Raw genomic sequence first — 23,794 nt, forward strand, 5'->3', positions numbered from 1 at the left:
GACGCCGCGGTAAATGTCGGCAACACCATCATCACGATGCTGACCCATGATATCTACCGACCGAGAGAAAACCGATAAAAACCCCATACCCAAATACTAACCAATCAAAGTCGAACAATGAAAACAAACAACAATTCAAGAAGGAATTTCCTGGAAACCGTGGTGCTGGGCACCGCGGTGGGTGGATTTTCCGCTTTCGCAGGAGCTGTGTCGGCCCAGCCGCTCAGTTCTGCTCCCGCCGCAACACCCAGTGATGCGGACGAATGGTTTAAGAAAATCAAGGGTAAGCACCGGGTAGTCTATGATGTGACCCAGCCTCATGGCGTATTCCCCTTCGCCTGGCCCCGGGTATTTCTACTGACGAATGAAGCTACCGGTACTCCCGAAAATGAGTGCAATGTAGTCGTGGTGCTGCGACATGATGCCATTCCTTATGCGTTGGAAAACAGCCTCTGGCCCAAGTACAATTTCACGGAGATGTTTCATGCTCCAGATCCCATGACGGGAGAACCTGTTTCCAAAAATCCGTTTTGGAAGCCTGCACCAGGAACTTTCCAGTTTCCGGGATTCGGCGAAGTGGCGATAGGAATCGACCAGCTGCAAGCCAGTGGCGTGATGTTTTGCGTATGCAATGCCGCCCTGACCGTGTATTCCGCCGCCGCGGCACAGGCCATGAACCTGGATGCCGGGGAAGTGTACCAGGAATGGTCGGATGGATTGCTGCCTGACATCCAGGTCGTCCCATCCGGTGTCTGGGCCCTGGGCCGGGCACAGGAACACGGCTGTGCCTACATCTTCGCCGGCTGAGTCCGGTAGACATGGGTTGACAAAAATCCGCAAATGATGAAAAAACTCTTGTTTCTGATCCCATTGCTGGCAGCTACCCTGACGGCAATGGGACAAAATGAGCCGGTCAAGATCCTCTTCGATCTGACCAGCAAAGACCCGGAGGTACACCAGGCCACTATTCGGCACGTGACGGCGATGTCAGCATCCTATCCCGAGGCCGAATTTCAAGTGGTAATGTATGGGGGCGGTGTATTTATGGTGGTTCCTGAGCAATCTTCCGTCACGAAAGAAGTCCAGGAACTGGTTACCCGTGACAACGTCCGGTTTGTCGTCTGTGAAATGGGACTGAAGAGGCATCAGTTACAGATGTCCAACCTGATCCCCGGTGTGGGATCGGTGCCGGACGGAATTCTGGAGCTGGTTCAGAAGCAGCGACAGGGATGGGGGTATATAAAAGAAGGAGGGCTGTAAAAGCTCTCTTTCTCCTGCTTTGATCAATTGTCAGGTCCCGCGTGACCTGTCCGGTTAAAACCAAACGCACGGATCAATGAGGTATCAGGAAGAAAATTTCATGCAGGCAGTAAAACGGCTCACACTCCTCGTCCAAACGTTAATTGGATGTGTAGTGGGCGGGACAGCCCTTATAATGGCAGTAGAGTTCGGTCTGTTTTCGCTTGGTCCTTCCCGAGATACCATTTCCACCGTCAACGCGGGAGGTCCGGGCTTGCATGAGGGGTCGGCTCTCTGGCAGGCCCCCGACACGTCTTCCATCCCTCACACTGAGGAGGGCAAACTGATCAGGTACGGAAGGGAGCTGATTGCCCATACTTCCAGGTACCTTGGTCCCCGTGGAGCGGTGAAGCCCCTCAGCAACGGGATGAATTGCCAGAACTGCCATCTGAAGGCGGGCACAGTACCTTTCGGGAACAATTATGGAAAAGTAGCGGCTACCTACCCCAAGCTACGCAACCGCTCGGGTACTGTGGAAGGTTTTGAAAAACGAATCAATGACTGCATAGAGCGCAGTCTGAATGGAGAAAAGCTTGACCCGGACAGCCGGGAAATGCAGGCCATGATCGCTTACCTGAAATGGGTAGGAAAAGAGGTGAAAACGGACGATTCCCTCACAGGTTTCGGTCTCAAAGAACTGGAGCCCCTTAACCGCCCGGCCGACCCTGTCAAGGGCAAGCTGGCTTATAACCTGTATTGTTCCCGTTGTCATGGGAATAACGGGGAAGGTCAATTGGCGGAGGACAATCTTGAATGGCTGTACCCACCTCTACATGGGGACCAAAGTTATAACATCGGGGCCGGCCTGTACCGGCTTTCCCGGTTTGCGGCATTTATCAAAGCCAATATGCCCTTAGGGGTAACGTTTGAAAACCCTTTTTTATCGGACGAAGAAGCCTGGGATATAGCGGCTTATGTCAACTCCATGCCCCGGCCTTCCATGGACTTATCGATGGATTGGCCGGATATTTCCAAAAAGCCTGTCGATCATCCCTTCGGTCCCTATGCAGATGCTTTTACCGAAGAACAACATAAATATGGTCCTTTTGACCCCATTAAAGAAAACCAGCCCTAGAAGGAACTATTGGGATTTTCTAAACACCAAACGACAAAGTCATGAAAATACCGTTGCCATTATTCTACTGATTCTGGGGATCGCGATGATCGCCATAAGTTTCAAAAATCAAATACTTCCGCCGGGCCTTACCGGGGTAGGCTTTTTGGCGATCAGCGTGCTGTTGTTTAGGAAAGAAATATAGACTGAAAAGATCCTATTTTGCGAAAGTTAACAGCAATGGATAGCCGGCGGAACGGGACTCTCCAATCTAACCGGCTATGCGCTCCAGACCACTACTATTGGGTCAAGGGTCAGCTTTCGGGTTAACCACCGAATTTTTGTCCACGAATTTCACTAACCCACTGGGGTCCTGGTGGTCATCAAATGTCACATTGTAGTTTACAATAAACATTCCGAAAATGGCGTATGCTCTGGCTAGGTCGAATCCGATTGTCCTGACGTTCATGGTGTTTGATGTTTAGGTTCAAGGTAAAGTTGAAACATCTTCCCCTGTTTTCATTTGACATAGATCAAATAATCGGATTCAGATCTTAGACCTTATTCTACTCAATGTTTCCAAAGAAACGCCCAGGTAGGAGGCGATGAAAGTGATGTATTGAATGATATGGGGGTGGGATTCTAGTAAATGTAAGTAACGGCCAGTTGCAGATTGGGTATAGAACCGGTGCAGCTTTTCTTCCAGCCACATGGCATAAAATTCCGTTATCTTGACGTCGAATTCATGTAACTCGGGGTCGACATACGTGTCAGTGAAGGGCTGGATGATGAACAACTCATTTGTCATACCAGCTTGCAAAGCAAGCTGACGCCTGATTCCAACAACGGACATCAAAACAACCGGTTGGATGCGGGTGAAGATGTTTGAGCTTGAAAATTGCGACTTCAAGTTGGCAAACTCTCTGGGAGCCAGCTTAAACATAAAGTCTTCCGGGAAGTGGTCTTTTTCTTTGGCTTTTTAGTATTGTCCGGGGTGATAACTGTTATTTTTTCAAAAAGGAATCTTGGTGACTTTGTAATTCAGTGCGGTGGTTGTTCCCGCCGTGACATCTACGGTTACGCCTGTGATTTTTCCGGCCATCGCTGATGCGAGGAATACGGCCGTATTCGCAATGTCTTGCATCATGGGTAATTGCTTCAACATGGTGTCATTTTCTAATTTTGCCATGAATTCACTTACTTCTTTGGATGCATTGTCCAATGCTTCCATAAAAGGCCGGGAATCAGGCGATCCTGCCGACCTGATATTGACGACACGTACACCATAAGCGCCCAGTTCGGTTGCCAGGTTCCTTGAAAAACTTTCAATAGCGCAGCAAGCGGGCCCAAAACCACCCACGTTTGCGTAACCGATACCCCCTGGAGTTGCTGTAAGGGAAAGAATAACGCCCGCATTTTGGCCTGTCATTATTCTTGCAGCTGCGGTGGCGGTCAGGAATTGCGTTTGCATGGCGATGTGGATAGGGCGCTGGAAATCGGCTAATGTCATTTCTGTCAAAGGAATATCCTGCGTATCCTGCAGACCAATGGCGTTGAAAGAAATATCGATACTTCCGGCTTTTTGTTTAACCGTGTTCAAATGGGTCGTTATCGCTTCGGCATCCAAGGCATCAACTTCTCCGGCTTCTGCCATGCCGCCCTGGGAATTGATGTCGTCGGCAACCTTCCGCGCGGCGTCCATTCTCTTATGCGTGACAAATACTTTTGCTCCTGCATCGGCAAATGACCGGGCTATTGCTCCTCCCAAGGAAGGGCCTGCGCCATATATAACGGCATTTTTGTTTTGAAGTAACATCGTTTTTTGTTTTAGTGCTGACCAAAATTGGCGGTTAATAATGAAATTTCAAGGGTAGGTATACGACAATTGAGGGGGGGATTTATGCCAGCTATTGACGGAAGTGTCCGTATGTCATTTTAGCCCCTGTGATTGTCGTATCCGCACCGTAGTGGATAAGGTGTTATTGTCGAGATTCGTATCTCAACAAAACGGTATGGTTATGAGAAAAATAATTGTCTTATCCATGATCACATTGGATGGCGTAATGCAAGCGCCTGGAGGGCCTGAGGAAGACACATCAGGCGGTTTCAAATATGGCGGTTGGGTGGCACCGTATTCTGACGAGATTTATGACAAAGTGGTGCAAGAAGAGCTGAAACCCGCAGCGTATCTTTTAGGCAGAAAAACTTTTAAAATATGGGAAAACTACTGGCCGGCCCATGCAGGCTTTTGGCCGGGTATCAATGATGGCACGAAATACGTCCTGTCCAGGACGTTGAAAAAGTCGGATTGGAAAAACTCTGTTTTCCTTAAAAGCCTCGCAGACATCAAAAAGCTCAAACAATCACAAGGCCCTGATATTCAAGTTTGGGGCAGCAGTGAGCTCATTCAACTGCTGCTGAAGAATGATTTAGTAGACGAACTCCGGCTCAAAATTCACCCCTTGACTCTTGGTAAAGGAAAAAAATTGTTTGACAACGGCGTGATTCCGACAGCATTTACATTAGCAGAAAGTACGGTTACCACAACCGGAGTGATTATTGCCAATTACAAGCGGGCTGGGGAAGTAAAGACAGGTACTGTTGGGGTTTAAGACGAAATGAAACCGGGCACATGACGCACGCAGCACACACTGGGATGCCGCGATAGCCCCGATAGCTATCGGGGGGGGAAACATGCGGGACAAGCTATTCCGACCTGAGGTGCGGGACGAGTTATGACCATTGAAAAACAATTATAAACAGATGAACTATGGTAAAAAATAAATTACTGAGAATGGACAATGTCGGCATTGTTGTAGAATCCCTTGATGACGCCATCTCTTTTTTCACAGAGATAGGCCTGAAGCTCGAAGGACGAGCCACAGTCGAAGGGGAATGGGCCGGTCGTGTTACCGGATTGGGTTCCCAGTCGGTAGAGATTGCGATGATGGTTACCCCCGATGGCCACAGCCGGCTTGAGATTTCGCGGTTTCTCACCCCGCCTACGATCTCGGATCACCGTACCGCTCCTGTGAACGCCCTGGGGTACCTGCGCGTCATGTTCACGGTTGAAGACATTGATGAGATGGTAACCCGGCTACGCAGGCTTGGCGCTCAGCTCGTTGGCGAAGTGGTTCAGTACGAGGACTCGTATCGGCTCTGCTACATTCGCGGAACCGAAGGGATTCTTATCGGGCTGGCAGAACAACTCAATAATACATGAGTGGCGGAAGTTGGATAAAAACGATGACCGAAGAATTTTCATTTGAACTTAGAGAACACTGACAGACGAAAAAAAGACCAGTAGCTAACGACGGGTCTGGCGTCAGCTGTTCCCATAATCCCTGATGCTGCCATTCCAATTGGGTGGGGGAGGAGGTGGAGACAGGTATGATGAGACCGTTCAGAATGTAAAGGTAAAGCCCCCATATAAACGTCCGTTCAGCATTCCGGAACGGCCTTTCCGCTGTTCATTGATCAACCACTGCCTGTCATCGACATAAGCCAATCTGAAGTTTCTCAGCCGGACGGAAAGGGAATGACTTTTTTGCAGGGCAGAAATCCCTGCGGAGATCAGGACGTCATTCATGGGAATGTAGTTCACGCCAAAAGCAGCGTCATATATTCCATTTTCGTCCAGGATCACATCCGCTCCAAAATTGAACCTGACCCATTTGTAATTGGCTCCCAAGCCCAGGGCCCTGGTACCTCTGACGGGGGGATTTTCATTACCCGGAAGGAAGGCATCGGAATAGAGTTCCGAATCCAGCAGGTTCATGGCATTGAGACCCAATTGCAAAAATTTGGTAGGCTTATAGCTCAGGGACAGATCCAAGTCAAACACCTGACGCTTGATCTTTATGTCGTAAAATTCTCCGTTCGTGTCGGGAATCAATTCAAGCAAATCGGGAATATCAAAATCCTGCCAAACCGACTTCAGGGAGACACCCGCACTCAACTGCTTGTTCACTTTAAAGGAGGGGCTGATCTGGGCAGCGATCTCCCTGAGTTTTCTGTGTGTGGAGTCTATTCTCACCCTTTCATCGTCCGGCTCACCCGGACTGCGAATGTAAGTCGCATCACGAAACTCATCCTGACTCACCAGAATTCCCCCCACGCCGATGGAGATGCGTTCATTCAGACGGTAATGTCCGCCCAGTTTCACCTGATTTTTTATATTGGTGAAAAGGCTGACTTGTCCCTGTGCGGGACTGAAAGCCAAGGCTGATGGGTTCCAAAATGCCGCTTCGGAAAAATCCCTTCCCGGAGAGAAGTTAAACCCCATATTTCCGGTATGATAGAGCGCCGATGCGGACAGAAATTCCCCATAGGAGATTTTTCCCGGATCCAGTCCACTCGCTAAAAAAGTGCCTCCTGCAGAATAGGGCCCCACAGAGGCAATGGAAGTCAGCAAATTAAGCAGCGCGGGTGTACCTGAAGCAACTGTCGCCGCACCCAGTTCTGACAAATCCTCCTCTGTTTGCTGTACGATGACCGTCAGAAGGCTGTCTGCGACCAAAGGTGGCATTTCCAGTTGAAGGCACGCCTGTTGGGTCTTCCATCTGCTGATGGTCACGTAGGATTTGGAATCGTCTTTGTTTTGGCGGTCCTGATCTTCTGAGACAAAGAGCCTGTACACCGACTCCCTGCAGTCTCTACAACCCGAAACCAGGTAGACGTTGACCTGTTTGTCCTGTAGCAGGGAAAGATCCGTCCGGGTGTTGAACTCGAAGTAGCCTGTGGGACTGGTAGCCGTAATGGTGGATTGGGATGGCACAAAAGAGGGTACCACGATCACGTTTTCAGCCCCTTTCGTGGAACTGGGAGCTTGCACGATACAGGTCACTCTGCCTTTGATGATCACATCCTGGGCTACCAATGCCGGAAGGTAGAGCACGGTCACGAGAAGTACCAGAAAAGTCTTCATGATAAAAGCGGGTTAATTGTCTATGGGGTTCAGTACAAAATCTACATTCCCGATCTCTGGATCTGTGATCTGGAGTGGTACCGTTTTATCTTCAAATCGGGGATGACTGCTGGTAATGGTCACCTTGTCCCCAAGCGTGTATTCCTCCAGCCTGAGGGTGTAGGTCCCATCGGTGGTCGAGCGGACAGCGTAACGGGTTCCGTCCACATGGATCTCCACATCCGGAATGGGATTCTCGTTGGCCCGTTTTGCACGGCCGGAGATCAGGATAACAGGATTCAGTTCAAGCTTCAGCTCCATGACAGTGGAATGCTTTAATACGGTGTCAAACTGAACCCTCTTATAGCCAGGACTGGAAACTTCAATTTTCACCTTCTCGGAAGATTTGCGGGCCGGAAGCTCTGTAAACAAGGCCTGCCCTCTGGTATCGATGGACTGGTCCCGGATATACTGGTTCAGATAAAGAGCAACGGTTCCTTGGGAAACAGACGCTCCATTCCGGTCAAATACGCGAACGGTAAGTGTATTTTCGGCAACGATACCGGGGGGATGTAGCCCAAACCAAACAACCAGTCCCACCCCCACGACCGGTCCGGTCAGTTGAAACTGCTTGCCCAAATGTTCTCCCTGAAGACTGGCATAGGAGTTCATTGCGCCAAAAAGAACCGCACTGGCCGCAAGTCCAAAAAGTACCAGGATCAAATAGTAAAAGCGCAAATCATTCAACTCATCCACCCTCTCCACTATATACAGTACGTAAAGCACCGCCAGCCCTATCGAAAGGATAAATCCCACCAGGGCCACGACCAGGTATTCACGGGGCGATAGCATTTCCCCGGCCCGGGCTTTGGGCTTCCGTTCACTGCGCTTCATTTTTTTTGGAGTACTTTCTTTCTTTTCCTCCATAGCTGTGCGATCAAAAAACCCTCCCCGATATGGGGTACATCCAATGCTACCGGAATTTTATTATGCTAAAAACACCGGTTCAAAAACTCCGCCTGAAAAGGCATGACCCTAATAACCAATCTAATAAAAATAAGAATAAACTTAGAAAAAAACCAACTTTCAACCCAAAACATATTGAGAGGAACTCATCATTTTTCCAGTTCAGAGGAGCGTCCTGTCTGGCTTTCAGGAAATGGCTGAATATGTTGAAAGACAATTCATTCATTCGCAATAAACCATATGGTCCACCACTGAAAAATAACATTGGAAAACACAGCCGTAAAATTGTTCACCGCCGCAATGGTACACTATTTTATTCAAGAAAAATTTCTTAAATTAACCTGGCTATTTACTTGATTTTCTGAATGATATGGGGATTGTTTACAATAATTACGACGACACGGTAGCCGATCCACATACTTTTAGGCAATTGGCGGTAAAAGACGCGCTGTTTTTGTATTACCGGTGTCCCCAAGTGGACAAACATGTCCAGTTGTTTTCTCATTATAATGAGATCATGTTTACCCTTAGCGGTAGCAGGACCATGCACCACAGCGGAAAGTCCTGGACCCTTGGCAAGCATTCCTGCCTGCTTACCCGGAAAACCGCCTATCTCCAGGAGTTGCCCGATGTGGTGGGCTGGGAGGTGCTGGCTTTTTATTTTCAGGATGATTTTTTCCGGCAGGTATTCAATGAGTACCGTCAGTACCTGCCCCTGACCAATCTGCCCGAGCCTCCCCGGGATATGCTAATGGAAATAAACGTCAACGAGACCACAAAGGCTTTTTTTTACAGCATCCTCCCTTACTTTAAGCAGAAACTCCCGCCTGCGGAGGGTTTGTTGGAACTCAAGTTCAAAGAGCTGCTTTTCAACATCTTTCTGGACCCCGTCAATGCCGGTCTGCTGGCCTATGTCAACAGCATCATGGACCAGCAAAAAATCCCCTTATGGGAGGTGATGGATGCGAATTACATGTTTAACCTGACCATCACCCAGTTTGCCCGGATGGCCCATCGCAGCGTCTCTGCCTTTAAAACGGAATTCCAGCAATATTATAACACCAGCCCCGGGAAATGGCTTACACAAAAAAGGCTGGAACACGCCAAACTGTTATTGGATACGAGCGGGAAAAGTGTTAGCGATGTGGCCTTTGTCAGTGGATTCGAAAACCTGTCCCATTTCAGCCGGGTTTTTAAAGAAAAGTACGGCACTTCTCCGCTTCAGTATAAAAAAAGAGAGGTAGACATTTGAAAAGTCCACGAATTCCACGAATTCTTACGAATGAATCGTAAAATATATGGTTCACGGCAGTATTAACGTGAGGATTATAACTGTCAACGGAAGGGCTAAAAGCTTCCACCTTGTGAAGGAGGGATTCCATGTCATTAAGTTAAGAAAATTCCCTACACGCCCCAAACCTCCTTATAACGCCGGACAGGCTCTAACGGGAGGTCACCGCTCACCTCAATACACGACAGCATGTTCGACTTCCCAGCTGCGCTGAGGGGACTGTAGGGATGAACAACTTAAGCATATGATACCCAACTAACCCAAATTCATTGGTCAGCGATTTTTCCCCCGCTTTTACCCAAAAAACATGCTAAATTTTTCGCTTTAATTTTGGTTTTGGGTATTTTTAGCATGGGATTATCGGTTTATATGTGGGAAAATGTTTTTACAGTAGTACCGCATGATGGGACGGGAAAAGGTCCCTTTAAAAGGTTGTTTGAACTTGCTATCTAGCGGTTTAGGGCGGAGTTTTAGGGTAAAATCATACGGCATCGTCATAGTATATTTTTCAAATCTATCGTCCATTAAAGCAGTGACCATGAAAATACTTATAACAGGAGCTTCCAAGGGAATGGGAAAAGGCGTTGCCATGGCATTGGCAGGGTTTAGCCAAGTCCATGAAATTATCCTTTTGTGTAGATCGGAAGAATCGGGGTGGGTTACAATGAAAGAACTTCAGGGTTTTTCGAAAAACGCAAAAATTTCTATGGTACAATGTGATCTCTCCAAATTAGCGGATGTCAAGAAAGTCATTGGTGAAATTGAAAATCAGCATCACCACCTCGATGGCCTGTTCATCAATGCGGGAATAGGCTATGCTAAAACACGTATTGAAACACAGGACTGTATGGATTCGCATTTTCAGGTAAACTACCTGTCCCAATTCCTCTTTACCTTAAACTTACTCTCACTGCTGGAAAATTCCAAAAAAGGAGGCCGGGTCATTTTTAATGTTACCGAATTTGGGAAAATACGGTGGGATGATATGCAAATGACCCGTAAATGGAGTTATGAAAAGGCCATTCATCAAGCCATGGCCGCAAAGAGAATGTTCATGGTGCAATTGCACCATTTTTATAGCAGGAATAAACATGGAAATGTCTCATTTATCGGGTTCCGGGTTCATAAAACTGTCTGGACGGATCAAATCAACATTATCCCGTCAGGAATGAAAATTATGGCGAGACTGGCGAAGCTCTTCGGAGCATTTATTTCCATTGAAACGTGTGGAAAAGTAATGGCTCCGCTGTTCCTGGAAAATCGGGAGGAAAGCCTGCAAAGGTCCGGCAAATTAATCACATGGAAAAAGAACAGGTTCGAAGAGATGAAGCAGAAATACTTCACCTTCAGCCAACCTGATTTGGATAGATTATGGGCGGGAAGTTTGGCGTTGTGCCGGGATGAAAAAACGCTCGAAGTTACCAATCGATTGTTGCCGTTAAAAAAACAGAATAGCAGCAAGTGCAACGAAAAAACCCCATAATCGATGCAAAAAATGCAGCGAATAATTTTTAGGTGCGGCGAGCTGATTTATGGAACAAACATCCAAAGACCATTATAAAATGAGAGACAGAAGAAACTATTAAATAGACTGCTGGACGGATTTGAAGGGAAATTGACTTCTTCTAAATGGGCAAAAATTGCAAGGTGTTCAAAGGATACCGCAATTAGAGATATCAACGACCTGATAGACAAGGATATATTACAAAAAGAAACCTCGGGCGGTAGAAGTACCAGCTACCAGTTGAAATAACCCTATTTTGTCATATTGAATCGGGCAATAAAACGAGGCTCCGCTGGAGCCCGAACTCCTTGTTAGTGCCATAGGCACGGGCGATCTGATCACCGCAGGTTTCAACCTACGGGCCGCCCAAAAAGTGTACCCTTCTCCCCAAGTGCCATAGGGACGGACGATTTTGGACCAGCGTAAATCGCCCGTCCCTACCCTTGATCCTTTTGCAACCTTTTTAGCAGCCAATAAACAAAAAAGTTAAACTTTTGAGCAAAGTCGTAACGTGCTGTGTCCATTACTTTTACGGGACAAGTCTAATTTTAAATTCATTTACTTATGAGAATCATTATTGCATTCATTTTTACCTGTACGGTCGCGGGCCATCTTTTTTTGTCCTGCGGGGGAAAAGAGGATACAAAAGACCTGCAAGCTCCTTTGTTTGATAACCTGGGTGATTACCAAGTGGAGATCAGCATCACGCTGGTCCAACACCTGCTCAACCGGGACATCAACCTGACCTATGGGTTCAACTACCGCGAGGCGGCAAAGGCTTTCCTGGAAGCCACCCGGCTGGATCCCTCCTGTGCCATCCGCCAATGGGACATTGCCTACCAAAATATCAGGCAAAATCCTTATTTCTCCTCCTTTATGGCGGAAATACCACCGGTCAGTCTTTGCGGCCCGGTAGTTTCAAAATAGAATTTCCAACAATTTAAACATCAAAATAATGCCTACACCTTTTGAGATTTTGCTTGACCCGATAAGCTTGGTGGTCATCGCAATGTACGTGGGACTCATGCTCTGGGAAGCCTTGCTTCCTGCACGCGCGCTTCCCGAAGTGAGATTTTGGAAACTTAAGGGACTATTTGCCTTTATGGTTTTCTTTTACCTGTCCACCTACCTTCCTTTAATATGGGACGGTTACCTCTCAGGTTATCAGTTGTTTGACCTCACCGCGCTGGAAACACTTTGGGGCACAGTGGCTGGGGTGCTGCTTTACCAGTTGGGCGTATATTTCTGGCACCGCTCCATGCACCGGAGCCGGGTACTTTGGAAAGTATTTCATCAGATGCACCACAGCGCCGAACGACTGGACAGTTTCGGGGCCTTTTTCTTCAGCCCTTTGGACATGGTCGGCTTTACGGCGCTGGGCAGCCTGATGTTGGTTTTGGTAGCGGGATTCACCCCGCAAGCGGCGACCCTGATCATGCTTGTCAATACCTTCTTTTCGATGTTTCAGCACAGCAATATCCGTACACCCGTCTGGCTGGGATATCTTGTCCAGAGACCGGAGGCCCATGCCCTGCACCATGCCCGGGGTATTCATGCTTACAATTATTCGGATATTTCCATCTATGATATGCTGTTCAGAACCTGGAAAAACCCAAGTGACTTTGAGCACGAGAATGGCTTCTACCCGGGGGCGTCCTCGCGGATTTTGGACATGATCTTATTCAAAGACGTGGCGGAACCGGGAGAGCCCTCCTGATGACATTAAGTTGAAAAACTTCCCTGCGCTCACCTCAGTCCATGACAGCGTGGTCGATTTCCTCGCCCTGCCCAGGGTCGGCGGTTGAGCGTAGGGATGAACAACTTAATATAGTGTACCAAACTAAAACAAATTCTTTGGTCAACGTTTCCTCACTTTTATCCAAAAAATCACACCAAATTTTCCGTTTTAATTTCGTTTTTTGGTCTTTTTAGCACGGTATTATCGGCTTGTATGGGGGATACATCCCTAAAAAGGTTTTTTTCAGGGCACATCTTGATGGGGCGGGAAAAGGTCCCCTTAAAAAACCGTTTCAAATGCTTGCCAAGTTATAGCAAATCCATTCCTATGACCCAATAAAGGTTTAGAGGACTACATGTTGAATATGTTGGATATGATTGAAGAAACTTCAATAAAAGGTTTGAAACGTTTGATTAGCATCAATTTCTTGCAGGTGATGATCATTAACTTTAAATGGGTATGATGAAAATCATATTCACCCACCGGTAAATGGAATAAATTTATCTATTATCGAACTGGTTACATCAAATTATAAATGGAATCAACAATAACCGTGCATCATGGTAAGGAAGTTACAGGCATATATAGTTAGCCAACCTGCATGGCAGCGGATTATTTTGCTCATTGTGATAGGTTACGAAGCCGCTGGCGCATTGACGGGAAGTATACTCCTTATTGCCTCTCCTGACGGCCGGTTGATGGACATGCCGGTTGATATCATGCATGGAGCCTTTCGTGATTTCCATATTCCTGGTATGATCCTTTTCGGATTAGGCATATTGAATGCATCTGCTTTTGTTTCTGTCCTTCGGAGAGCGAATAAAGACTGGTTCTTGGCAGGAATGGCTTTGGCTGGACTGTCTATCTGGTTTGTGGTAGAAATTGTTATTCTGCAGGAATTGCATTGGCTCCACGCTATGTGGGGCATTCCTGTGTTAATAGGCTGGGTGGTTGCCATTCCACTAATTGCTCTGCGAAATGCCACAGCGAAGTTGCAAAAGGGTTTACTCATCTGTGGGATACTTGCTTCGCTGTGGTATATTGCTATAAATATATATGTGCCGACGCAATACGATGGCTACAGTCCAGTATCTTATACGGTGAGTGAGTTGTCCGCAATAAATGCTCCTACCCGAATTTTATGGGTGTTGCTTGCGCTGCCGTATCCCTTGCTTCTGAGTGCATTTGGGTGGGGGGTGTTGCAATCAGCAGAACGAAACCGTTCATTGCGTTTGGTGGGGAGCTTAATACTCGCGTATTGTGTTTTTAACTTCTACTGGCCTCCCATGCACATGCGGGGTAACGAACCCACCTTAACGGATACGTTGCATATTGTTTGGGCGTTGGTAACCATTGTCTTTATGTGGCTCTTCATGGGACTGGGAGCAAGGGCTTTAGGAAAGCGGTTCCGCCTATATACCATCATTTCCATAGGGCTGCATATTGTCTTTGGCGCGTTGACCTTTTTGGAAGCTCCGAATATCCCCATTAATGGCCCTACACCTACTATTGGAATATGGGAACGCGTCAACATCGGCATCTTCATGATTTGGGTTGCTGTAATTGCATTTGTTCTTTTAAGGAGAGCAAGATCGCTTGTCTCAAGAGGGGTGATGCAAGAAGAAGCCTTATCGACATCCGGATAGAAATCCCCTATCCCGGTTACAATTTCAGGTTTTTAACGGCACTTATGAGCAAAAATGAGGCAGAAATTACGGTATCCCGGAGAGTTTTGTCTGTCCTTATTAAGTGTATTCGAAAACAAATCGGTAAATTCGGTTTGCCTAACCAAGGCCAGGGCTTCAAAACCAGCCCAGTTTGAGGGTTTTTCTTCATATTAGTCAGAATTTATTGCTAACAATCACGGAAAAACCCAATTGACAGATGAATAGGAATACAGTATGGAAAAAAGGAAAGTACCTACCGTAGAATGTCAAATGATGATAAGAAAGCCTGTATCAGAAGTTTTCCAGGCCTTTATTGATCCAACCATTACCACTAAGTTCTGGTTTACAAAATCAAACGGAAAACTTGAAGTCGGCAAGACCGTCACCTGGGACTGGGAAATGTACAATGTATCGGGTGATGTAAAAGTGAATGAAATCGTACCGAACGAAAAAATCTCCATTGAATGGGATGAACCTGCAACCACGGTAGATTTTGAGTTTGCAGCTTTGACGGACGGGACCACTTATGTGGTTATCAAAAATTACGGATTTAGCCAAACAGGTGACGATCTAATCGCCGCAATAAAAGACAACACAGGAGGATTTACGACCGTATTGGACGGGCTAAAAGCCTATTTGGAATATGGAATCGAGCTGAACTTGGTCAAAGACAAATTTCCGCACATAAAACAAAAATAGTAGAACAGCGAAAAGTAACTTAATAAAAAGGAATTTAACTATAAAATCTACAGCAGATGAAATCATTATCCATCATTATAATGCTCTTGCTGGCCTGCGTCGGAAGGAACAATGATCAGGAAAATCACGCTTTGGCCGAAGACGATTTCAGGGTCCTGGGATACCTTTTTAGCTATTCCAACTGGAGGCTGGGCTATCATACAACAGACTTTTCCAAATTCACAGACATTAACCTGGCCTTTATACAACCGGATCATACCGGTAAAATAGAAAGGGATGATATCTTCCATTTTATTGTCAAAAAGGCGAAGGAGAATCAGACAAGGGTGTATATTTCTATTGGAGGGGGAGGCCCTCCCGAATATCTGGGCGAGTTTCTCACTCCTGAAAAAAGGCAGGTGTGGATCGATGAAATCATGGCATTTACTACGGAGTATGATTTTGACGGGGTAGACGTGGATCTGGAAAATGCGCTGATCAATGAGCATTACCCCGCCTTTGTCAAGGAACTTTCGGATAGGTTAAAATCCGAAGGAAAATTGATGACCGCAGCCCTGGCAAGCTGGAACGGGGACAATATTGCAGACGAAACACTGGCACTGTATGATTATATCAACATCATGTCTTATGACAAGACAGGTCCCTGGAACCTGGACAAGCCGGGACAGCATTCCCCTTATTCCATGGTGGGGGAAGATTTTGAATACTATCACGTGAAAAGAGGGGTACCGGCTGACAAGCTTTTGATAGGCCTTCCTTTTTATGGTTATGGATTCGGTCCGGGAGCGCCAGGCTCCCTGCGTTACCATCAAATAATCTCCACCTATCCGGATGCCCATTTGGGTGATGAAATTTCCTTCCCGGAAGGCGGAACCCTGTATTATAACGGTCCCCAACTCATCCGCAGAAAGGCGGAATTTGCCAGGGAAAAAGGGGCCGCCGGTGTGATGATTTGGCACATCCAGGCAGATGGAGCGGGGGAACATTCCCTGTTGGAAGCCATATGGGATGTGGCCCGTCAAAAATAATTCCTGCCCTTTTTAAATTTGAGCCTTTAAACCTAAACCAATGAAACCGAGCATGACGGAATCGTCACAAACTGGGATGATTATAGATTGTGAGATTCCATATGGCCACTGAAAAACAATTATAATCATATGAAATCAAGCATGACGAGATCGTCACAAACTGGGATGATTATAAAACATGCGAGATTCTCCCGGATCAAGTCCGGGACAGGCTATCTGACCTTAAAAAAACAATTATAAACAGATGAAATGGAAAATCTAAAAATAGCGACTGCCCAATTTGAAAACAAAAGCGGTGATAAAAACCATAACCTGGAGATCATCAACCGGATGGCCAAGCAAGCGGCTGATGAAGGTGCTGACGTGATCGCTTTTCATGAATGTTCTATTACCGGGTACACCTTTGCGAGGAACCTCAGTAAATCCCAGTTGCTGCAGTTGTCGGAATACGTGCCGGAAGGTCCCAGCGTAGAAAAACTCCGGGAAATTGCGGCCGCCCATGACATCATCGTTTTGGCTGGGTTATTTGAAAGAGACCGGGAAGAAAACATCTACAAGGCGTATGTATGTGTGGACAAAAACGGCTTGGTAGCCAAGCACCATAAACTGCATCCCTTCATCAATCCTCACATCACTCCCGGAAAAGGGTATTGCCTATTCGAGATCAAGGGATGGCAATGTGGCATTTTGATCTGTTATGACAACAACATCATCGAAAATGTCCGGGCCACCAGCCTGTTGGGCGCGGATATCATTTTTATGCCCCATGTCACCATGTGTACCCCGTCTACCAGACCGGGAGCCGGGTTCGTGGATCCGGCGTTATGGGAAAACAGAGAAAAAGACCCCACTTCATTGAGATTGGAGTTTGATGGGATGAAAGGCCGGGCATGGCTGATGAAATGGCTCCCGGCAAGGGCCTATGACAATGCGATTTACGCGGTCTTTTCCAATCCGATCGGCATGGATGACGATCAATTGAAAAACGGGTGTTCGATGATCCTGGATCCTTTTGGGGATATTATCGCTGAATGCAGGAAGCTGGGGGATGACCTGGCCGTGGCTACGATCACACCTGAAAAGCTCACGCAGGCAGGAGGGCACAGGTATAAAAAAGCCAGGAGGCCGAAGCTTTACAGGGAAATTATCGGACAGAGTCACACGCCGGAGCAAAAGGTGGTCTGGCTGGACAAACAATCTTCTTAAAACCGTCAGTGGTAAATGAAAAAGACCTAATGGACCATTTACTGGAATGTTTTTACAGAGTAAGCGTCAAAGCACTTGTGCTGGACGATGGAGGAAGGTTCATGCTCGTCAAAGAGGACAACGGGCTTTGGGAATTGCCTGGGGGTGGATTGGACCACGGGGAAACCCCCCATGAAGCGCTCAAAAGGGAAATAAAAGAGGAAATGGGCCTGGAAACCCTTTACATAGCGGATCAACCTTGTTATTTTTTTACCTCACTAAACCCCAAAGGCGTATTCGTCGCCAATGTTCTTTATGAAACCCGGTTGGCCGGTTTAAATTTCATCCCGTCAACTGAATGCACAGAAATCAGGTTTTTTTCTGCAACAGAGGCGCTTGATGAAAACCATCTTTATCCCAATGTGGAAAAATTTGCGCGCATCTATTCATACGGGCCCGGATAATGGGTGGGAAAGCTGTCTTAATGCCGCCGACATGTCAAGCCATACCCCGTTTTTGTTTCCATAACATGCAGTTTGATGTCAATGGCAGGCTTTATCGGATCAAAAATGAGCCACCAAAGAATGGGTGGTAGCTTCTAAAATATCAAAAGCGTTTTCCGCCATAACGTTTTCGGTATCCAAAGTGGGGTTTACTTCAACGATTTCCCAGCAGCATACCCGTTTGTCTTTGATCAGTTCTGTATTCAAGTCTATGGCTTCATCCACCAATAATCCACCGGGGACAGGTGTGCCGGTACCCAGGGAAATGGTGGTGTCCAGACTGTCCACATCAAATGAGATGTAAATTTGATCACAGTCCTTTAAATGTTCCAGGGCCTGTTGGGCAATGCTGCTTACCCCTTTTTCCCGCAGCTCACCAATGGAAAAATTTTTGATTCCGAATTGTTGAATCAAATAATTTTCCGGCTTTTCGGTATCCCTTACCCCGATGAAAACAAGGTCGTTCGGCAGAATTTTGGGAGATCTACCTCCAATCGCTTTTATTTTTTCCCAGTAAGCTACTGTACCGGGAAGTGGATCATTGATGCGGCAATCCAGGTTATCAAAACCCAGGCACATAGCCAGGGGCATGCCGTGCATGTTTCCCGAGGGGGTGGTGTACGGGCTATGCAGATCGGCGTGCGCATCAATCCAGATGACCCCCAGTCTTTTTTCTGGGTGGGCTCCCTTTATGCCCATGATGGTTCCCGCGGCGGTAGCGTGATCACCGGCCAAAATGATGGGAAACTTTCTCTTCTGCCGTAATTCCCTGACAGCCACATATACGTTGTGGATAACTTCGAATACCCCATCAATGTAGTTGGCATAGGGATGCTGGTTGTCCCGCCACAGGTAATTGTTGGCATCCGGCACGTTGATAGGATCAAACCGGCTGAAGAAGTTGGATTTTTTGTCGAGGCTGGCCACTTTCAATGCATCTACCCCCAGGCTGGCTCCCCGGGTACCCGCCGCCAGCTCAGACCTGACTTCCACCAATTTGATATCTCTCATGGGTTTATTTCCATATTTTACCAGTGCAAAATTCACTTATTTCCCTGAATCCGGCAAATAAATAAGGGTACATTGAATATTGCCGTTGATAGAATGTTTGTTGTAATGATCGGGATTATGCTTTATTTTTAAAAATTGGGGCGAGTTGATGGTTCAACTTGCGTTTCCCTTCACTTATTTCTTCTGTCATGAACCGTTCCAATTCCCGCAGATCCTTTATTAAAAGAGGTACCGCCTTGATGGGGGGTGCCTTTTCAGCATACAGCCTTTTCAACCAGCTATACGCGGCGGATTGGGAGGCAAAAAACCTCCAATATGCCGGGATTTCCGATCTGGAAATGGCGGAAAATGAAGATTATTGGTCCATGATCCAACAAGGGTATACCGCCAGCTCTTCCCCTGTCATGAATCTGAACAATGGGGGTGTGTCGCCGAGCCCGCTTGTGGTCCAACAGGCGGTGGAACGGTACAATCAGCTTTCCAACCAGGCGCCGTCCTATTACATGTGGCGGATCCTGGATCAGGGAAGGGAGCCGGTAAGAGAGAAACTGGCCTTGTTGGCGGGTTGTGATCCGGAAGAAGTGGCCATCAACAGAAATGCCACGGAAGCGCTCAATACCGTAATTTACGGTTTGGACCTCCAAAAAGGAGACGAGGTGATAGGCTCCAAGCAGGATTATCCCAATATGATGCAGGCCTGGCATCAAAGAGCCCAAAGGGAGGGAATTGTATACAAGCAGCTGCTTTTCGATTTTCCTATAGAGGATGATGACACCATCGTGGCCGCATACAGGGAAGCCATCAGCCCCAAAACCAAAATCATCCATGTCACCCATGTGATCAACTGGGTAGGTCAGATCATGCCGGTAAAAAAAATCTGCCGGATGGCCCATGAACACGGAATTGAGGTGATTGTGGACGGTGCACACTCCTTTGGATTGTTGGATTTCAAAATTCCGGACCTGGAAGGGGATTATTTTGGCACCAGTCTCCATAAATATCTGTCAGCACCTATCGGAACAGGTATGTTGTGGGTCAAAAAAGAAAAGATTGGTAAAATCTGGCCACTGCTCTGCAATGGTGATCCGAAAAGTACAGATATCCGAAAGTTTGAAACTTTGGGGACCAGAAGTTTTCCGCTGGAACAGGGGATAGGGGAAGCCCTGAATTTTCACAATGGAATAGGTGCCAAAAGAAAAGAGGAAAGAATACGTTTTCTGAAAAATTATTGGGCCGAAAAGGCCGTCAAGATTCCGGGTGTCCGTATCCATACCTCGCTGAAGCCGGAGTACAGCTGCGCCATTGCCGGCGTATCCCTGGAAAATATGACGCCCCAAAGGTTGGAACAAAACCTGTTGGCCAGGTTTAAAATCCATACTTCTCCTATAAGTTATGAAAACATCCACTGTGTGAGGGTCTCTCCCCATGTATATACCCGGTTGGCTGACCTGGACAAATTGGTTGGTGCTTTGACCATATTGGCGGAAAAACATGATCCGCGCGACTTGGAAAAGCAGGGAGTCTGAACAAAATTCTTGTCGATCTTGGTTTTGGAAGAGTAATTGTTGTTATCCTTGTGGGTAAATGTAGGAAAAGTATGTCCAATTATGATGCAGTGGTAGTGGGCTCAGGGCCAAATGGATTGGCAGCGGCTATTGTTTTGCAACAAAAAGGCTTGAAAGTACTTTTGGTTGAAGGCAAGGATACCCTAGGGGGAGGAATGAGGACTTTGGAACTTACCTTGCCCGGTTTTAAACACGACGTATGTTCTGCCGTGCATCCTTTGGCTGTTGCTGCCCCCTTTTTTAAATCCCTTCCCTTAAAAAAATACGGGCTGGAATATATACAGCCGGAAGTATTGGCCGCGCACCCTTTTGAGGACGGGACTTCAGCAGCGTTATATACTTCCCTGGAGAAAACCGCCTCTGGTCTCGGGGCGGATAGCAACGCCTACCTGGATCTTATGGGGCCCATCGTGGAGGACTGGGAAAACCTGTCGGCCGATATACTGGCTCCTTTGAGGTTTCCCAAGAAGCCAATGGGGTTTAGCCGGTTTGGATGGAAAGCCATTAAGCCGGCCACGGCCCTAGCCGGGACTTTTAAGGAGCATAAGACCAAGGGGCTTTGGGCAGGAATGGCGGCCCACGGCATACAGCCTTTGGATAATTGGGCCACTTCAGCCATTGCCCTGGTTTTGTTGGCTTCCGGTCATGCAAGAGGCTGGCCCGTGGCCAAAGGAGGTTCAAATGCTCTTGCAGAAGCTTTGGCGGCGTATTTCAAAGCGTTGGGCGGAGAGATACATACGGGGTGGATGGTCAAGACGATCGATGAACTGCCTGCTGCAACGGCCGTGTTGTTGGATGTCGGGCCCAGGCAGTTGATGGATATTGCAGGCAAACGGTTTTCGCCTTTGTATCGGTGGCAATTAAACAGGTACAGGTATGGTATGGGTGTTTTTAAGGCTGATTTTGCCTTAGACGGGCCTATCCCCTGGCAGGCTCCCGAACCGACTCAGGCGGGCACAGTTCATTTAGGCGGTTCCCTGGAAAGCATTGCCCATGCAGAATCCGTGATCTGGAAAGGCCGTTATACGGATAACCCCTATATGTTGGTGGCACAGCAAAGCCTCTTTGACGATACCAGGGCGCCTGAAGGCATGCATACGGTTTGGGCATATTGTCATGTTCCCGCCGGATCCACCAGAGACCTGATACCGGTAATGGAAAACCAAATTGAAAAATACGCACCGGGATTTAAAAAAAGAATAGTGGGAAAACATGCTTTCAATGCCCTGGATATGGAAGCATATAATCCCAATTATATCGGCGGGGATATCAATGCAGGGGTACAGGACCTCACTCAGATTTTTACCAGGCCTGCGCTCAGACTGTCTCCTTACCGGACTTCCGCGAAGGGAATTTATATCTGCTCTTCTTCCACTCCTCCTGGCGGCGGCGTTCACGGCATGTGTGGGTACCATGCTGCGCAGCGGGTTTTGAAGGATCTTTTTTAACTTTCGATTCGATTTTGTCCTGGTTTTGTTTGGTTCACCGCAAAAACGCTCAGGAATAATTCCACCCGCTAGGCGGGTTTTTGCCCCTGTTTAAAATCTTCGATAATCAGGGTTGAGTTCAGGTCAATAGGAGCTTGGAACTGAAAAGGGAGGTGGGGAAAGACACTTTCTAAATAATTTTATTTTTAAAAAAACTGAATTGACTATATTGCACCATTGTTTTTCACTGAAGGCCATTAAGCGTTGACAAACCTAAACCCATTAAATAATATTACATGAATTTTACCGCCTTAGACCTGACTATCTTTATTGGGTACTGCCTGTTGATCATCCTGCTTGGTTATATTGTTTCCAGGGAGAAAAAGGGGCACATCAAAGATTCCAATGATTACTTTCTTGCCAGCAAAGCCCTCCCTTGGTGGGCAGTCGGCGCTTCCTTGATTGCATCCAACATTTCCGCTGAGCAGTTCATAGGCATGTCCGGATCCGGTTTTGCATTGGGGCTGGCCATCTCCACCTACGAATGGATGGCTGCTGCCACGCTCATTATAGTGGCTATTTTCTTTCTCCCCGTTTACCTTAAAGAGGGAATCAGTACCATGCCGCAGTTTCTGTTGAAACGCTATGATAGCCGCGTGAGAACGGTGATGGCTGTATTTTGGTTGTTGGTCTATGTATTTGTGAACCTTACTTCCGTATTATATTTGGGAGCCCTTAGTCTGGACACCATACTTGGTGTTCCTCTTGGCTACGGGATCACCGGTTTGGCGGTTTTTGCGATGCTGTATTCCATCTATGGTGGACTTAAAGCCGTAGCCTGGACCGATGTGGTGCAGGTTTTCTTTTTGGTGGTGGGTGGTTTGGCTACGACCTATCTGGCACTTTCCATGGTAGGTGAGGGCAATGTCCTGTCCGGATTTACCACATTGTTGTCTGAGGCGCCTTCCCATTTTAAAATGATCATTCAGGAAGGGGAAATGATGATTCCGGATGGCAGCGGGGGTGTAAGGGATGCTTATCTGGATCTCCCGGGCATCAGTGTTTTAATTGGCGGTATGTGGGTGATCAATCTCAATTATTGGGGTTTTAACCAGTACATTACCCAAAGGGCATTGGCAGCCAAATCTCTGAATGAAGCCCAAAAAGGGATGGTTTTCGCCGGGTTTCTTAAACTCTTGATGCCTTTGATCGTGGTTATCCCGGGGATAGCGGCTTATGTGATTGTCAAAGAGGGAATGGACGTTGGCTTTATTTCATCCATGACCGATCCCGAATCGGGTATCATCAAATCAGACAGGGCTTATCCGACTTTGTTGCAGCTGTTGCCTACAGGGCTTAAGGGCCTGGCATTTGCGGCTTTGACGGCTGCCATTGTATCCTCATTGGCCTCTATGGCCAATAGTACCTCTACGATCTTCACGTTGGATATCTATAAGAACTTTTTTGACGAAAACGCATCAGAAAAGAAACAGGTAAGGGTAGGCCGGATTACCGCCGTGTTGGCCTTTGTCATTGCAGCGGTCGTGGCTCCTGCGCTCAGGCAGCTGGATCAAGCCTTCCAGTATATCCAGGAATATACGGGATTTATATCCCCCGGCGTGTTTGCCATTTTTGTGTTTGGATTTTTCTGGAAAAAAACCACCGCCAATGCAGCGCTCACTGCAGCGGCTTTGACCATTCCGCTTTCTACAGCATTTAAATTCCTTACTCCCGGTCTGCCTTTCATAGACAGAATGGGTATCGTGTTCCTTATCATTTCTGCCGTAATCATAGCTGTGAGCCTTTATGAAGGCAAAGGTAAAGATCATCCAAAAGGAATAGAGATTACCAAAGACCTGTTTACCACCAGCACCAAATTCAAGATTGGGGCGACCCTGATCGCAGGGATTCTTGCCGCTTTATATATTGTTTTTTGGTAGTAAAATAACCT

Annotated in this window: 23 protein-coding genes and 1 pseudogene; 18 read left to right on the top strand and 6 right to left on the bottom strand. The window is 47.2% G+C overall.

All coding sequences use genetic code 11. From position 1 onward, the window contains the following. The first annotated feature begins 117 nt into the window (after positions 1 to 117). The 3 genes from ACFPFU_RS24190 to ACFPFU_RS24200 all read left to right on the top strand — a co-directional run bounded on the left by ACFPFU_RS24190 (position 118) and on the right by ACFPFU_RS24200 (position 2,374). Positions 118 to 807 (top strand): hypothetical protein, encoded by a 690-nt coding sequence (locus tag ACFPFU_RS24190; RefSeq protein WP_377069055.1) that lies wholly within the window; start codon positions 118 to 120, stop codon positions 805 to 807. A 33-nt stretch (positions 808 to 840) separates the two neighbouring features. Further along, positions 841 to 1,260: a DsrE family protein gene (locus ACFPFU_RS24195; protein ID WP_377069057.1), complete on the top strand. Its 420-nt coding sequence runs from the start codon at positions 841 to 843 to the stop codon at positions 1,258 to 1,260. Positions 1,261 to 1,336: 76 nt separating this feature from the next. Then, positions 1,337 to 2,374 (top strand): c-type cytochrome, encoded by a 1,038-nt coding sequence (locus tag ACFPFU_RS24200; RefSeq protein ID WP_377069059.1) that lies wholly within the window; start codon positions 1,337 to 1,339, stop codon positions 2,372 to 2,374. 286 nt (positions 2,375 to 2,660) lie between these two features. Here ACFPFU_RS24200 and ACFPFU_RS24205 read toward each other — a convergent pair whose 3' ends face one another. The 3 genes from ACFPFU_RS24205 to ACFPFU_RS24215 form a co-directional block, all read right to left on the bottom strand. Continuing rightward, on the bottom strand, positions 2,661 to 2,822 hold the full coding sequence (locus tag ACFPFU_RS24205) for a hypothetical protein (protein WP_377069061.1): 162 nt from the start codon (positions 2,820 to 2,822) through the stop codon (positions 2,661 to 2,663). A gap of 78 nt (positions 2,823 to 2,900) precedes the next feature. Further along, positions 2,901 to 3,206, bottom strand: coding sequence for a cyclic nucleotide-binding domain-containing protein (locus tag ACFPFU_RS24210; RefSeq protein WP_377069063.1), 306 nt, complete (start codon positions 3,204 to 3,206; stop codon positions 2,901 to 2,903). 159 nt (positions 3,207 to 3,365) lie between these two features. Then, complete coding sequence (locus ACFPFU_RS24215) at positions 3,366 to 4,169, bottom strand: SDR family NAD(P)-dependent oxidoreductase (protein WP_377069065.1); 804 nt, start codon at positions 4,167 to 4,169, stop codon at positions 3,366 to 3,368. 202 nt (positions 4,170 to 4,371) lie between these two features. Between ACFPFU_RS24215 and ACFPFU_RS24220 the strand changes: the two genes are divergently transcribed. Both ACFPFU_RS24220 and ACFPFU_RS24225 read left to right on the top strand, forming a co-directional pair. Further along, positions 4,372 to 4,965 (top strand): dihydrofolate reductase family protein, encoded by a 594-nt coding sequence (locus tag ACFPFU_RS24220; RefSeq protein WP_377069067.1) that lies wholly within the window; start codon positions 4,372 to 4,374, stop codon positions 4,963 to 4,965. A 158-nt stretch (positions 4,966 to 5,123) separates the two neighbouring features. Then, positions 5,124 to 5,576, top strand: coding sequence for a VOC family protein (locus tag ACFPFU_RS24225; protein ID WP_377069069.1), 453 nt, complete (start codon positions 5,124 to 5,126; stop codon positions 5,574 to 5,576). A gap of 180 nt (positions 5,577 to 5,756) precedes the next feature. On the opposite strand, the gene ACFPFU_RS24230 is transcribed toward ACFPFU_RS24225, so the two are convergent. Both ACFPFU_RS24230 and ACFPFU_RS24235 read right to left on the bottom strand, forming a co-directional pair. Further along, a complete protein-coding gene (locus ACFPFU_RS24230) occupies positions 5,757 to 7,280 on the bottom strand; it encodes a hypothetical protein (protein ID WP_377069071.1) in 1,524 nt (507 codons plus the stop codon). Positions 7,281 to 7,292: 12 nt separating this feature from the next. Further along, positions 7,293 to 8,153, bottom strand: coding sequence for a peptidase associated/transthyretin-like domain-containing protein (locus ACFPFU_RS24235; protein WP_377069073.1), 861 nt, complete (start codon positions 8,151 to 8,153; stop codon positions 7,293 to 7,295). Positions 8,154 to 8,595: 442 nt separating this feature from the next. Here ACFPFU_RS24235 and ACFPFU_RS24240 point away from each other — a divergent pair, with 442 nt between their 5' ends. The 10 genes and pseudogenes from ACFPFU_RS24240 (at position 8,596) to ACFPFU_RS24280 (ending at position 17,801) form a co-directional block, all read left to right on the top strand. Continuing rightward, a complete protein-coding gene (locus tag ACFPFU_RS24240) occupies positions 8,596 to 9,477 on the top strand; it encodes a helix-turn-helix transcriptional regulator (protein WP_377069075.1) in 882 nt (293 codons plus the stop codon). 577 nt (positions 9,478 to 10,054) lie between these two features. Then, positions 10,055 to 10,999, top strand: a complete 945-nt coding sequence (locus tag ACFPFU_RS24245; protein ID WP_377069077.1) for an SDR family NAD(P)-dependent oxidoreductase — start codon at positions 10,055 to 10,057, stop codon at positions 10,997 to 10,999. 38 nt (positions 11,000 to 11,037) lie between these two features. Next, a pseudogene (locus ACFPFU_RS25680) lies at positions 11,038 to 11,269 on the top strand (DUF4172 domain-containing protein); the annotation flags it as partial. A 315-nt stretch (positions 11,270 to 11,584) separates the two neighbouring features. After that, complete coding sequence (locus tag ACFPFU_RS24250) at positions 11,585 to 11,947, top strand: hypothetical protein (RefSeq protein WP_377069079.1); 363 nt, start codon at positions 11,585 to 11,587, stop codon at positions 11,945 to 11,947. A 28-nt stretch (positions 11,948 to 11,975) separates the two neighbouring features. Continuing rightward, positions 11,976 to 12,737, top strand: coding sequence for a sterol desaturase family protein (locus ACFPFU_RS24255; protein ID WP_377069081.1), 762 nt, complete (start codon positions 11,976 to 11,978; stop codon positions 12,735 to 12,737). A 581-nt stretch (positions 12,738 to 13,318) separates the two neighbouring features. Further along, positions 13,319 to 14,404, top strand: a complete 1,086-nt coding sequence (locus tag ACFPFU_RS24260) for a DUF998 domain-containing protein (protein WP_377069083.1) — start codon at positions 13,319 to 13,321, stop codon at positions 14,402 to 14,404. A gap of 255 nt (positions 14,405 to 14,659) precedes the next feature. Next, positions 14,660 to 15,124, top strand: a complete 465-nt coding sequence (locus ACFPFU_RS24265) for an SRPBCC family protein (protein WP_377069085.1) — start codon at positions 14,660 to 14,662, stop codon at positions 15,122 to 15,124. Between the two features lie 56 nt (positions 15,125 to 15,180). Continuing rightward, complete coding sequence (locus ACFPFU_RS24270) at positions 15,181 to 16,152, top strand: glycosyl hydrolase family 18 protein (protein ID WP_377069087.1); 972 nt, start codon at positions 15,181 to 15,183, stop codon at positions 16,150 to 16,152. 249 nt (positions 16,153 to 16,401) lie between these two features. After that, entirely contained in the window at positions 16,402 to 17,358 is a 957-nt protein-coding gene (locus ACFPFU_RS24275; RefSeq protein ID WP_377069089.1) for a nitrilase family protein, read from the top strand. A gap of 29 nt (positions 17,359 to 17,387) precedes the next feature. Further along, entirely contained in the window at positions 17,388 to 17,801 is a 414-nt protein-coding gene (locus ACFPFU_RS24280; protein WP_377069091.1) for an NUDIX hydrolase, read from the top strand. Positions 17,802 to 17,900: 99 nt separating this feature from the next. Here the strand turns inward: ACFPFU_RS24280 and ACFPFU_RS24285 are convergent, their stop codons facing one another. Continuing rightward, positions 17,901 to 18,851 (bottom strand): arginase, encoded by a 951-nt coding sequence (locus ACFPFU_RS24285; protein WP_377069093.1) that lies wholly within the window; start codon positions 18,849 to 18,851, stop codon positions 17,901 to 17,903. 188 nt (positions 18,852 to 19,039) lie between these two features. Here ACFPFU_RS24285 and ACFPFU_RS24290 point away from each other — a divergent pair, with 188 nt between their 5' ends. The 3 genes from ACFPFU_RS24290 to ACFPFU_RS24300 all read left to right on the top strand — a co-directional run bounded on the left by ACFPFU_RS24290 (position 19,040) and on the right by ACFPFU_RS24300 (position 23,783). After that, positions 19,040 to 20,377 carry an aminotransferase class V-fold PLP-dependent enzyme gene (locus ACFPFU_RS24290; RefSeq protein WP_377069095.1) on the top strand — a complete coding sequence of 446 codons (1,338 nt, stop codon included), beginning with the start codon at positions 19,040 to 19,042 and terminating at the stop codon, positions 20,375 to 20,377. A gap of 71 nt (positions 20,378 to 20,448) precedes the next feature. Further along, positions 20,449 to 21,864 carry a phytoene desaturase family protein gene (locus tag ACFPFU_RS24295; RefSeq protein WP_377069097.1) on the top strand — a complete coding sequence of 472 codons (1,416 nt, stop codon included), beginning with the start codon at positions 20,449 to 20,451 and terminating at the stop codon, positions 21,862 to 21,864. Positions 21,865 to 22,139: 275 nt separating this feature from the next. Next, positions 22,140 to 23,783: a sodium/sugar symporter gene (locus tag ACFPFU_RS24300; protein WP_377069099.1), complete on the top strand. Its 1,644-nt coding sequence runs from the start codon at positions 22,140 to 22,142 to the stop codon at positions 23,781 to 23,783. The last annotated feature ends 11 nt before the right edge of the window (positions 23,784 to 23,794 follow it).

Source organism: Negadavirga shengliensis (assembly GCF_042652345.1).
Lineage (GTDB): Bacteria > Bacteroidota > Bacteroidia > Cytophagales > Cyclobacteriaceae > Negadavirga > Negadavirga shengliensis.

Bases quoted from the DNA above. Each gene is read 5' to 3' on its own strand.
- ACFPFU_RS24275 (WP_377069089.1), top strand. From the start codon at position 16,402: ATGGAAAATCTAAAAATAGCGACTGCCCAATTTGAAAACAAAAGCGGT.
- ACFPFU_RS24210 (WP_377069063.1), bottom strand. From the start codon at position 3,206: ATGTCCGTTGTTGGAATCAGGCGTCAGCTTGCTTTGCAAGCTGGTATG.
- ACFPFU_RS24295 (WP_377069097.1), top strand. From the start codon at position 20,449: ATGTCCAATTATGATGCAGTGGTAGTGGGCTCAGGGCCAAATGGATTG.
- ACFPFU_RS24265 (WP_377069085.1), top strand. From the start codon at position 14,660: ATGGAAAAAAGGAAAGTACCTACCGTAGAATGTCAAATGATGATAAGA.
- ACFPFU_RS24250 (WP_377069079.1), top strand. From the start codon at position 11,585: ATGAGAATCATTATTGCATTCATTTTTACCTGTACGGTCGCGGGCCAT.
- ACFPFU_RS24270 (WP_377069087.1), top strand. From the start codon at position 15,181: ATGAAATCATTATCCATCATTATAATGCTCTTGCTGGCCTGCGTCGGA.
- ACFPFU_RS24300 (WP_377069099.1), top strand. From the start codon at position 22,140: ATGAATTTTACCGCCTTAGACCTGACTATCTTTATTGGGTACTGCCTG.
- ACFPFU_RS24220 (WP_377069067.1), top strand. From the start codon at position 4,372: ATGAGAAAAATAATTGTCTTATCCATGATCACATTGGATGGCGTAATG.
- ACFPFU_RS24225 (WP_377069069.1), top strand. From the start codon at position 5,124: ATGGTAAAAAATAAATTACTGAGAATGGACAATGTCGGCATTGTTGTA.
- ACFPFU_RS24195 (WP_377069057.1), top strand. From the start codon at position 841: ATGATGAAAAAACTCTTGTTTCTGATCCCATTGCTGGCAGCTACCCTG.
- ACFPFU_RS24190 (WP_377069055.1), top strand. From the start codon at position 118: ATGAAAACAAACAACAATTCAAGAAGGAATTTCCTGGAAACCGTGGTG.
- ACFPFU_RS24285 (WP_377069093.1), bottom strand. From the start codon at position 18,851: ATGAGAGATATCAAATTGGTGGAAGTCAGGTCTGAGCTGGCGGCGGGT.
- ACFPFU_RS24260 (WP_377069083.1), top strand. From the start codon at position 13,319: ATGGTAAGGAAGTTACAGGCATATATAGTTAGCCAACCTGCATGGCAG.
- ACFPFU_RS24290 (WP_377069095.1), top strand. From the start codon at position 19,040: ATGAACCGTTCCAATTCCCGCAGATCCTTTATTAAAAGAGGTACCGCC.
- ACFPFU_RS24215 (WP_377069065.1), bottom strand. From the start codon at position 4,169: ATGTTACTTCAAAACAAAAATGCCGTTATATATGGCGCAGGCCCTTCC.
- ACFPFU_RS24280 (WP_377069091.1), top strand. From the start codon at position 17,388: ATGGACCATTTACTGGAATGTTTTTACAGAGTAAGCGTCAAAGCACTT.
- ACFPFU_RS24255 (WP_377069081.1), top strand. From the start codon at position 11,976: ATGCCTACACCTTTTGAGATTTTGCTTGACCCGATAAGCTTGGTGGTC.
- ACFPFU_RS24235 (WP_377069073.1), bottom strand. From the start codon at position 8,153: ATGAAGCGCAGTGAACGGAAGCCCAAAGCCCGGGCCGGGGAAATGCTA.
- ACFPFU_RS24240 (WP_377069075.1), top strand. From the start codon at position 8,596: ATGGGGATTGTTTACAATAATTACGACGACACGGTAGCCGATCCACAT.
- ACFPFU_RS24245 (WP_377069077.1), top strand. From the start codon at position 10,055: ATGAAAATACTTATAACAGGAGCTTCCAAGGGAATGGGAAAAGGCGTT.
- ACFPFU_RS24205 (WP_377069061.1), bottom strand. From the start codon at position 2,822: ATGAACGTCAGGACAATCGGATTCGACCTAGCCAGAGCATACGCCATT.
- ACFPFU_RS24200 (WP_377069059.1), top strand. From the start codon at position 1,337: ATGAGGTATCAGGAAGAAAATTTCATGCAGGCAGTAAAACGGCTCACA.
- ACFPFU_RS24230 (WP_377069071.1), bottom strand. From the start codon at position 7,280: ATGAAGACTTTTCTGGTACTTCTCGTGACCGTGCTCTACCTTCCGGCA.